The sequence below is a fragment of the Paracoccus spongiarum genome, from assembly GCF_030732095.1.
GTDB lineage: Bacteria > Pseudomonadota > Alphaproteobacteria > Rhodobacterales > Rhodobacteraceae > Paracoccus > Paracoccus spongiarum.
In genome coordinates this window covers 1-572 of record NZ_JAVAMQ010000082.1, presented here as the reverse complement: position 1 = coordinate 572, position 572 = coordinate 1, and the positions used below count along the sequence as shown (strand labels likewise).

1 protein-coding gene is annotated in these 572 nt (G+C 67.3%); it reads right to left on the bottom strand.

Annotated features, from left to right (window positions below; genetic code table 11):
* Positions 1 to 572, bottom strand: a 572-nt coding sequence (locus Q5Y72_RS19790; RefSeq protein ID WP_443147233.1) for a Mu transposase domain-containing protein, incomplete at both ends; no start/stop codon positions are given.

Here is a 572-nt window from a genome sequence, read left to right as displayed (position 1 = left end):
TGAAGTCAGCAGCAAGGGCGGCGGCGCCGGATCGCGGCGGCGTGCCAGGATGTTCAGGATGACATCGGCGGAATGGACGCCCTGCGCGATGGCCTCGGCACAAGCGGCCTCCACCGCGGGCAGGCCTTCGGTCAGGACGGCGGCGAGGATGTCGACCATCTGGCGATCACCGTCATCGACGCCCTTCAGCTTGCGGCGCACCTTCTCCAGGGCACCGGGTAACACCCAGTCCTTGAACGGCGCGCCGTTGCGCAGCGCCCCAGGCTTGCGCACCAGGACCGGCACATAGTGCCATGGATCGTAACCGGTCCGCCCCCGGCCAAAGCAGCGGGGGTGATCCCCGACAAGTCGGCCGTCCTGCCGGATCTCGATGCGTTCGGCATAGGCGCGGATCTCGACCGGTCGCCCCACCGCGCTGGCCATCACCGAGTATTTGTTGTTGTCGAACCGCACGAGGCAGGTCTTGGACACGGCCGCCGGCACGGAATGGAAGCCGTCGAAGCGTCCGGCATAGGGCACAAGCTGCGGGCGTTCTGCTTCGAACACCTCCCACACGGTCCGGTCCGTCATCT